Origin of the sequence: Streptomyces sp. NPDC020801, from assembly GCF_044334385.1 — a bacterium.
Classification (GTDB): Bacteria; Actinomycetota; Actinomycetes; order Streptomycetales; family Streptomycetaceae; genus Streptomyces.
In genome coordinates, this window is sequence record NZ_JBIRST010000011.1 from 288,888 (window position 1) to 299,408 (window position 10,521).

Below are 10,521 nucleotides of genomic sequence, written 5' to 3' on the forward strand. Positions count from 1 at the left end.
GCCGGCCGTTGCACTGCTCGACCCGCTGCCCGTCCTCGTCCGGGCCGCACGGGCGTACGATCGACGGCGCATCCGGCCGGCACCCCGGCCGTGGCGTGGCCCGTGACGATGTGATGGAGCAGCACGGCCCTGCCCGTGTTCATCGGCCGGCTCGCGGATCCCCGGCACCGGCTTGTCGTTCGGCCGTGTGCCGACCTTTGGCCAATTACGTTTGGACCCTTGGCCAATTCCTTTTGGATCTCTGGCCAGTTCTGTTTCGGTCTCTGGCCAACTTCTTTCACACCGGTTGATCAGCCTCCAGGGCCGCGACGACTATCGAGCACGACGAGTGGCCGTTGACCTGGTTACCACGTTTTCGGGGGGGAAGTCCGGATGGGCTGTACCGGTGTTACGTCTGCGCAGGAGGCCATGTGGCTTGCGCAGGAGCTCGCTCCGGACACACCGAACAACGTGGCGACCTTGTGGGACGTCGACGGCGACCTGGACGTTTCCCTCCTCACCGCGGCACTGCGGGTGGCCGTGGCCGAGGCTGGAACGCTGACGGTGAACTTCAGCCGCGGCGACGACGGGCTGCGGCTGGTCGCCCGGGACCCCGAAGCGTGGGAGCCCTTCCGCGTCGACGTGAGCGACACCGACGACCCCGCCGACGCGGCACGCGCCATCGTCGCCGAGCTCGTGCGCCGGCCGTTCGACCTGGGCCGGGACGCGCTCTTCCGGATCGGATCGATCCGGCTGAGCGGCACCCACCACCTCGTGGTTCTCGTCTTCCACCACATCCTCACCGACGCGTTCGGCGTCCTCACGCTGCTGTCCCAGCGGATCGCGGAAATCTACCGTGCGATGCACTCGGGTTCCGCCGTACCGGAGCGTCCCGCGAACCCACCGGGCGACGCGTCGGAGAAGGACGCCGCGTACCGGGCATCCGAACGGTTCGCCGACGCCGAGCGGTTCTGGCGGGACTACGTCGCCGGCGAGCCGACCGCGGCGCGGCTTCCCACCGGGATCCGCCCGGCCGCCGACGCACCCGCCACCGAGGCCGGGTACTGGGACGGGCTCACCGAGCAGCAGGGGATGACCACCCGCACCGCGACGATCCCGGCCGCCGAACTCGCCGCCTGGGGGCGCACCGCCGACGCGGTGGAGACCAGCGTGCCGGACCTGATCGCCTCGGCGGCCACCGCGTTCCTGCGACACATGTGCGGTCTGCCCAGGCCGCTGCTGACCATCACCGTCAACCACCGCATCGGCGCCCAGCGGCGATCGCTCGGTCTGCTCTCGAACCGGCTGCCGCTGCAGGTGGAGGTGGCGCCCGCGGCCGACTTCGTGGAGCTGGCCGAGGCGCTCGGCCGGGAGCGGCGACGCGTGCTGCGGCACGCCAGACACGATGTCTCCCTGATCAAGCGGGCAACCGGCCATGCCGGCGACGCGCGCAGCCCGTTCGGCGCCGTCGTCAACGTGATTCCCTTCGTCGAGACGCTCGACCTCGCGGGCAGCGTGGCGCGGTTCGCCGGCGGCACCTTCGGCGTGGTCGACGAGATCATGGTCTGCGTCTACACCGACGGCGGAGCCGACAGCGACCTGTTCGTCCGCTTCGACGCCCCGCGGCCGGCGTACGACGACCAGGACATCGCCGGACTCGCCGGCAGGTTCGTGACGTTCTTACGGACGGCCCTGGCCGACCCGCGCGCCCCGGTCGGGCAGGTCTCCGTACTCAGCACCGCCGAACACCACGCGCTGCTGACCGAGTACGCCGGACCCACGGTCACCCTGCCGGCCGCGACACTGACGGAACTGCTCGACCGGCAGGCCGGTTCCACCCCGGACGCGATCGCGGTGACCTTCGAGGACACCTGTCTGACGTACCGGGAGCTGGCCGACCGGTCCGGCCGGCTGGCCCGCATGCTGATCCAGGAAGGAGTGGGGCCCGAACGGTTCGTCGCGGTCGCGATTCCCCGCTCCCTTGAGCTGGTCGTCGCACTGGTCGCGGTACTCAAGGCGGGTGCCGCCTACGTCCCGGTCGACCCGGACTATCCCGCCGCCCGCGTGGAGTTCATGCTCGCCGACGCGAGGCCGGCGCTGCTCCTGACGGTCAAGGGCACCGCGGACCTACTGCCCCGCACGGACATCCCCCTGATCACGGTCGACGAGGCCCCGCTGACCGACGGGCCCGCCGCGATCGCCCGGCCCCGCGCCGAGCATCCGGCGTACATGATCTACACGTCGGGATCGACCGGACGGCCCAAGGGCGCCGTCATCACACACGCCGCGATCGTCAACCGTCTGCTGTGGATGCAGGAACGCCACCGGCTGGACGGCTCCGACCGGGTCCTGCAGAAGACCTCGGCCTCCTTCGACGTGTCGGTCTGGGAGTTCTTCTGGCCGCTGATCACCGGCGCCACCCTCGTGGTGGCCCGGCCGGACGGCCACCGCGACCCGGCCTACCTCGCCGACCTGATCCGGCGGGCCGGGGTCACCACGCTGCACTTCGTCCCGTCGATGCTCGCCGAGTTCGTCAACGACGAGGCTGCGGCCGCCTGCACCGGCCTGCGCCGCGTCATCTGCAGCGGCGAAGCGCTGCCCGCCGAGCTCGCCGCGCGGTTCCACGAGGTGCTCGGCGTGCCCCTGCACAACCTGTACGGGCCGACCGAGGCGGCGGTGGACGTCACCGCGTGGCAGTACCGGCCAGGGGCGAGCACCGTACCGATCGGCACACCGATCTGGAACACGGCGCTGTACGTGCTCGACAGCAGGCTTCGGCTGGTCCCGCCCGGAGTGACCGGCGACCTGTACATCGCGGGCGCCGGGCTCGCCCGGGGCTACCACGACCGCTCGGCCCGGACCGCGGAGCGCTTCGTCGCCTGCCCGTTCGGCCCGGCCGGGCGGCGCATGTACCGGACGGGCGACCTGGCGCGCTGGAACGCCGACGGCGAGCTGGAGTTCGCGGGACGCGCCGATCACCAGGTGAAGATCCGCGGCTTCCGGGTCGAGCCCCAGGAGATCGAGGCGACGCTGGCCGAGCACCCCGGGGTGGTCCGGGCAGCGGTCCTCGCCCGGCCCGGCCGCGGCGCCGACGGGGCCGTACAACTCGTCGCCTACGTGGTGCCGACGACCTCCGGCAGCATCGGCAAGGCCGGCGTGGACTGGGACCTCCACGCCGGGCTGGACATCGCCGAGTTACGGGGCTTCGTCGCGGCCCGGCTGCCCGCCCACCTGGTACCCGCCGCCTTCGTCCCGCTGGACCGGCTCCCGCTGAGTGCGAACGGCAAGCTGGACCGGGCCGGGCTGCCCGAGCCGGAGTTCGCCGGGCGGCCCCACCGGCCGCCCGGGACCGTCGAGGAACGCATCCTGGCGGCCGCGTTCGCCGAGGTGCTCGGGTTGAGCCGGATCGGGGTGGACGACGATTTCTTCACCCTCGGCGGCGACAGCATCCGGGCGATACAGGTGGTGGCCCGCGCCCGCACCAGCGGCCTCGCGCTCAGCCCGCGCACCGTGTTCGAGTGCCGCACCGTCGCCGCGCTGGCCGCGGCCGCGACACGCGACACCGCCCCGTCGCAACTCGCCGAACTCCACGGCGGCGGCGTCGGCCTTTTGCCGCTGCCGCCGATGGCACGGCTCCACGCCGAGCGCGGCCCCGGACTGGACGGGCTCGCCCAGTGGCTGGTGCTTCAAGTGCCCGCCGACCTGGATCCCGACGGCCTCACCGCGACGGTGCGCGCCGTCCTCGACCGGCACGACGTGCTGCGCTCACGACTGACGGACGACGGCCTGCTGCTGCACCCGCCCGGCTCGCTCGACGCCGCCGGGCTCGTCAAGCGGGTCGGCTGCCCGGGGGACTGGACCGGCCAGGCCTGGCAGACACTGCTGCGCGCCGAGGCGGCCGAGGCGGTACACCACATCGAAGCCTCGGCCGGCCGCATGCTCCGGCTGGTCTGGTTCGAGCCGACGACCGGCGGCCCCGGAAGGCTGCTGGTCGCGGCGCACCATCTGGTCGTCGACGGGATGTCGTGGCGGGTGCTGCTCCCCGACCTGGCGGAGGCCTGGCGGCAGGTCCGGACCGGCGAGGCGCCGGCGCTGCCCGCGGTGGGGACGTCCCTGCGCCGGTGGCTGCGCGCCCTGGCCGACGAGGCGATACGGCCCGGCCGGGCGGCGGAGGTGTCGCTGTGGCGCGACATGCTCGCCGCCCCCGTCGCCGCGATCGGCTCCCGGCCGCTCGATCCGGAGCGGGACCTCACCGCGACGACGGAGACGGTTCGCATACAGCTCCCCACCGACCTCACCGACGCCGTGCTCACCTCGGTGCCGGCGGCGTACCGCGGCGGCGCCGACGACGTGCTGCTGACGGCCCTCGTCCTGGCGCTGGCCCGGCAGCGGCGGGGCATGACCGACGGCGCCACGGTCGTACGCCTGGAAGGGCACGGCCGGCAGGAGGAGCTCGTCCCGGGCGCGGACCTGTCCCGCACGGCCGGCTGGTTCACCACCGTCCACCCGGTCCGGTTCGACATCACCGGAATCGACGTCGACGAGGCGATCGCCGGGGGAGCGGCCGCCGGTGACGCGCTCAAGCGCGTGAAGCAGCAGCGCCGCGAACTGCCCGACCAGGGCATCGGCTACACCCTGCTGCGCTACCTCAACGACGAGACCGCGGCGGTGCTGCGCCGGTACCCGGCGGACGAGATCGGCTTCAACTTCCTGGGCCGTTTCTCCTTCACGGGGCCCGGGCCGGAACGCGGCACCGGATGGGCACCCGCACCGGAATGCGCCGAACTCGTCGCGGCACCCGACCCCGGCATGCCGGCGCCCTGCGCACTGGAGCTCAACTCCCTGGTGACCGACTCCGGGGACGGTGCGCGGCTCACCGCCCTGTTCACCTTCGCCACCGGCGTGCTGACCGCCGAAGAGGTCCGCGACCTGGCCGGCACCTGGTGCGCCGCCCTGCGCGGCCTGCACGCCCTGGTCACGACCGGCGCGAAGGGGCTGACCCCGTCCGATGTGCCGCTGGTGAACGTCGGCCAGGCCGAACTGGACACCTGGCAGCGGCGGTTCGGCCAGGTGGGCGACGTGTGGCCGCTCACCCCGCTGCAGGCCGGCCTGCTGTTCCACACGATGGTCGCGGACACGGCCTCCGAGGCCTACCAGACGCAGTTCGTGTTCCGGCTCAGCGGCCCGGTGGACGTGACGCGCCTGCGTGCCGCGGGCCAGGTCCTGCTCGACCGGCACCCGAACCTGAGGGCGGCGTTCGTGCCGAGCGCCACCGGCGAGCCCGTACAGATCGTGGTGGACGATCTCCCGCTGCACTGGCGCCACGTGGACCTCAGCGGCGAACCCGAGGCCGAGGCGCGGCTCGAGGAGGTCCTCGCCGAGGAGCGGGACGCCCGCTTCCGTCCCGACCGCCCACCACTGCTCCGGCTCACCCTTGTCACGCTGGGACCGGAACGGGCGGAGCTTGCTCTCACCGCCCATCACGTGCTGCTCGACGGCTGGTCGGTACCGCTGATCGAGCGGGAACTGATGGACCTGTACGCGGCCGGCGGCCACGCAGCCGACCCGCCGCGCCCCCATGGCTACCGGGACTTCCTGCGGTGGCTGTCACGGCAGGATCCGGCAGGGTCGGCACAGACGTGGGCCGCGGAGCTGGCCGGCGTGGCGGAGCCGACCCTGCTGGTGCCCACGGCACGCTCGGCCGGCAGTGGCAGTGGCAGTGGCAGTGGCAGTGGCAGTGGCAGCGGGCAGGTCGACGCGGCGCTGACCGGCGAGGACGCCACCAGGCTGGCGCGTCGGGCCGCCGAGTGGGGCGTCACCCCGAACACCCTGGTGCAGGGCGCGTGGGCCGTCGTGCTCGCCGGGCTGACCGGTCGCGAGGACGTGCTGTTCGGTGCCACGGTCGCCGGCCGGCCGTCCGAACTGCCGGGTGTGGACGCGATGATCGGCCTGTTCATCAACACGGTGCCGGTGCGCGTGCGGTGCACGCCCGCCGACGGCCTCCGGCAGCTGCTGGAGCGGCTGCAGGACGCCCAGGCGAGGCTGCTGGACCATCACCACCTCGGGCTCGCCGACATCCAGCGGTCGACCGGACTGAGCGCGCTGTTCGACACCCTCGTGGTGTTCGAGTCGTTCCCCGTCGATCGCGCCGGCCTCTCGGCGGCCGGCGCGTCGGCGGAGCTGGCGGTGACCGGCATCCGCCCGTACGCCCCACCGCACTACCCGCTGACCGTGATCGCGGCGGCCGACCCGCTGCTGCGGATCTCCTTCCAGTACCGGCGAGACGCCTTCGAGCAGGCCGCGGTGGAGGTGATCGCCGACCGGCTGATCCGGGTGCTGCGGCAGTTCGCCGCCGACCCGGAGACCACCGTCGGCGCGATCGACGTGCTCTTCGACGCGGAGCGGGAGCGGGTGCTGCACGGCTGGAACGACACCGCCGCCGCACTGCCCGAACGGACCGTTCCCGAGCTGATCGCCGAGCAGGCGGCGGCGACGCCGGACGCGGTCTGCGTCGAGTTCGACGGTCACCGGCTGACCTACCGGGAGCTGAACGAGCGGGCCAACCGGCTGGCGCACTGGCTGATCGGGCAGGGCGTGGGGCCGGAGTCGCGGGTCGTGGTGCTGCTGCCCCGCTCGGTCGACCTGGTCGTGGCGTTGCTGGCGGTGTGGAAGGCCGGTGGTGCCTATGTGCCGGTGGACCCGGACTATCCGTCCGCCCGGGTGCGGGCCGTGGTCGAGGACAGCTCACCGGTGCTGGTGCTGGACCCGCGGCGGCTGGCCGAGGTGGACCTGTCCGCCCATCCCGCCCACGACCCACGGGCCGCGGTCGCCTTCCACCACGCCGCCTACACCATCTACACCTCCGGCTCCACCGGAAAACCCAAGGGCGTGGCCATCGAGCACGGCGCCCTGCTCAACCTGCTCACCGGTATGCAGGAGCGGTTCTCGCTGTCACCGGACGACCGGCTGCTGGCAGTCGCCACCGTCGCGTTCGACATCGCCGCGCTGGAACTGTTCCTGCCGCTGCTGGCCGGGGCCCGGGTGGTGCTCGCCGGCAAGGACGACATCACCCAGCCCTCGGCGCTGCTCAACCTCATCGACCACGCCGGTATCACCATCATGCAGGCCACCCCCGCGCTCTGGCAGGTTCTGGTCACCCACGCCCCGGCCTGCCTGACCGGGCTGCGCGTGATCACCAGCGGTGAGGCCCTGCCCACGTCACTGGCCGACACCCTGTGCAAACTCGCCGCCGAGGTCACCAACCTCTACGGCCCCACCGAAGCCACCATCTACGCCACCGCCGCCCGCCTCGTTCCCGGCACTGCCGGCATGCCCCCCTCCATCGGCGGACCCGTCGCCAATACCCGGATCCTCATCCTCGACCGCACCCTGCGCCCCGTGCCGCCCGGTGTGACCGGTGATCTCTGGATCGCCGGGCACGGCCTGGCCCGTGGCTACCACGACCAGCCGGGCCTGACCGCGGAGCGGTTCGTGGCGAGCCCGTTCGGCCCGGCGGGCGCGCGGATGTATCGCAGCGGGGATCTGGCCCGCTGGACCAGCACGGGTGAGGTGGAGTACCTCGGGCGTTCCGACCACCAGATCAAGCTGCGCGGGTTCCGCATCGAACCCGCCGAGATCGAGCACACCCTGACCCGCCATCCGGCCGTCCGGCACGTCACCGTCATCGCCCGCGAGGACCACCCCGGCGACCGGCAGCTGGTGGCCTATGTGGTGCCGGAGTCCGGAAGTGAGGTGCCGCCGGTGGAGCAGTTGCGGGAGTTCGTGGGGGAGCGGTTGCCGCAGTACATGATTCCGGCGGCGATGGTGGTGCTGGCGGAGTTGCCGTTGACGCCGAACGGGAAGCTGGATCGTTCGGCGTTGCCGCGGCCGGAGTTCGGCGGGGACGGGTATCGGGCTCCGCAGTCACCGCGGGAGGCGGTGCTGTGCGCGCTGTTCGCCGAGGTGCTGGGGGCGGAGCGGGTCGGTGTCGATGACGACTTCTTCGCCCTGGGCGGGCATTCGCTGCTGGCCACCCGGCTGGTGGCGCGGGTGCGGTCGGAGCTGGGGGTGGAGATCCCGATCCGGACCTTGTTCACCGCACCCACCGTCGCCGAGCTGACCCGCCGCTGGAACGAGATGTCGGCCTCCTCCCGAAAGCCGCTGCGCAAGATGAGCGAAAGGTGAAAACACCATGATTCCCCTGTCGTACGCGCAGCAGCGAATGTGGTTCATCAACCGCTTCGAGGGCCCTTCCTCGACGTACAACATCCCGCTGCTCCTGCGGTTCACCGGAGCGCTCGACACCGCCGCGCTGCGCACCGCGTTCCATGACGTGATGGTGCGCCACGAGGTCCTGCGAACGGTGTTCGGCGAGGTGGACGGCGAGCCGTTCCAGCGCATCCTCGACCCGGCCGAGGTCGAGCTGCCCTGGAAGGACTGGGGCCGGGTGGCCCCTGATCGGGTGCCCGGAGTGATCTCCTCGGTCACGAGCAGCTGGTTCGACCTGTCGGACGACGTACCGCTGCGGGGAAGCCTCGTCCAGAGCGGCGACGAAGAGTTCCTGCTGGTGCTGGTGATTCACCACATCGCCGGTGACGGTGGATCGCTGGCGCCGCTGGCACGGGATCTGTCGGTGGCGTACCGGGCGCGGGTGGCCGGCGGGGAGCCGGAGTGGCCGGAGCTGCCCGTGCAGTACGCGGACTACGCGTTGTGGCAGCGGGAGCTGCTGGGGGACGAGTCCGATCCGAACAGTGTCCTGTCGGTTCAGACGGCATATTGGCGTGAGGAGTTGGCCGGGGTTTCGCGGTCCTTGTCGTTGCCGATGGACCGGCCCCGCCCTGCGGTGGCGAGTTTCCGGGGCGGAGCCGTCGGGATCGGGCTTTCGAGCGACCTGCGGGCGCGGGTCGAGGCACTGGCGCGGGCTCGTGGCGTGACGGTGTCGATGGTGTTCCAGGCGGCGCTGGTGGTGTTGCTGCATCGGCTGGGGGGTGATGATGACGTCACCGTCGGGTCCCCGATAGCGGGTCGCACGGATGAGGCGCTGAACGATCTGGTCGGATTCTTCGTCAACACGTGGGTGCTGCGGGTCGACGTGACCGCGGAGCGGTCGTTCGAGTGGGTGCTGGAACGGGTCCGGCAGAAGGCGCTCGCGGCCTATGACCATCAGGATGTGCCGTTCGAACGCTTGGTTGAGTTGCTGAGGCCGGAGCGGTCGACCGCGCACCACCCCTTGTTCCAGGTGGTGCTCGCATGGCAGAACAACGTGCCGCCGGAGTTGGATCTGCCGGGCGTGACGGTGTCGATGGAGCCCGTTCCTACGGGCTCGGCGAAGTTCGACCTGTTCTTCAACCTGGCGCCGGACGAGACCACCGGGTCCGTGGTGGGGGAGATCGAGTACGCGACCGATCTGTTCGACCGCTCGACGGTGGAGGGGATCGCGGCGTGCTTCGTACGGGTGGTGGAGCAGGTGGTGGCCGACCCGCAGGCCACCGTCGGCGCCATCGATGTGCCGGCCGACGCACAGCGGGCGGACGGCTCGATCGACGGCACGGCCGCGCAGCCGGGGACCACCGGCACCCCGCTGGATGCGGACGAACGCCGGAAGATCCTCGTCGAGTGGAATGACACGGCCCGCGAATTCCCCTGCCCGGGACCGATTCACCTGCTCTTCGAGGAGCAGGCCGAGCGGCGGCCGGACGCGGTCGCGTTGCGCTGGGCCGGCGGAACCATGACCTACGGCGAACTGAACCAGCGGGCGAACCGGATCGCCCGGGACCTCAAGGAGCGCGGCGTCGGCCCGCAGACCGTGGTCGGCATCGGCATCCGCCGTGGCCCGGACATGATCGCAGCCGTGTTCGGTGTGCTCAAGGCGGGCGGGGCCTACCTGCCCCTGGAACCGTCGTTGCCGGCCGAGCGCGTCGCCGGCATGCTCGCCGACGCCGGGTCGGCCATGGTGCTGTCCACTTCGGACACCGAGCACTGGGCGGTCCCGGACGGCGTCGAGCTCGTCGAGGTGGACGGGGCCGAGGCGTCACCGGTGTCGCTTCCCGATCCGGAGCCGGTCGCCGGGCCGGACGACACGGCGTACATCATCTTCACCTCAGGCAGCACCGGAAAGCCCAAGGGCGTCGAGGTCACCCACCGGCCCGTGCACAACCTGCTCAACTGGTGCTACCGCACCTTCGGCTTCGGGCCCGAGGACGTCGGCCTGTGCGTCACCTCGCTCGGCTTCGACCTCTCCGTCTTCGACATCTTCGGTCTTCTGGGCTGTGGTGGTGGCCTCTACATCGCGGACGCCACCCAGCAGCGCGACCCCCAGCTGCTGCTCGACGTCCTGCTCACCGAGCCGATCACCTTCTGGGACTCGGTGCCCACCACCCTCAACCAGGTGGCCTCGCTGCTCTCCGGGGACTCCGGGGACTCCGGGGACTCCGGGGACTCCGGGTACGAGGGGACCGACGGCCTGCGCCTGGTGTTCCTCTCCGGTGACTACACGCCGCTGTCCCTGCCGGGCGAGGTCCGCGCGGTGTTCACCCGTGCCGA

At 71.9% G+C, this 10,521-nt stretch carries 2 protein-coding genes; both read left to right on the forward strand.

Annotated elements, in window-relative coordinates; all coding sequences use genetic code 11:
• Positions 1–372 precede the first annotated feature (372 nt).
• A complete protein-coding gene (locus tag ACH4UM_RS24205; protein WP_398182893.1) occupies positions 373–8,163 on the forward strand; it encodes an amino acid adenylation domain-containing protein in 7,791 nt (2,596 codons plus the stop codon).
• Positions 8,164–8,170: 7 nt separating this feature from the next.
• A partial coding sequence (locus ACH4UM_RS24210; RefSeq protein ID WP_398182896.1) for a condensation domain-containing protein occupies positions 8,171–10,521 on the forward strand: 2,351 nt, incomplete at its 3' end.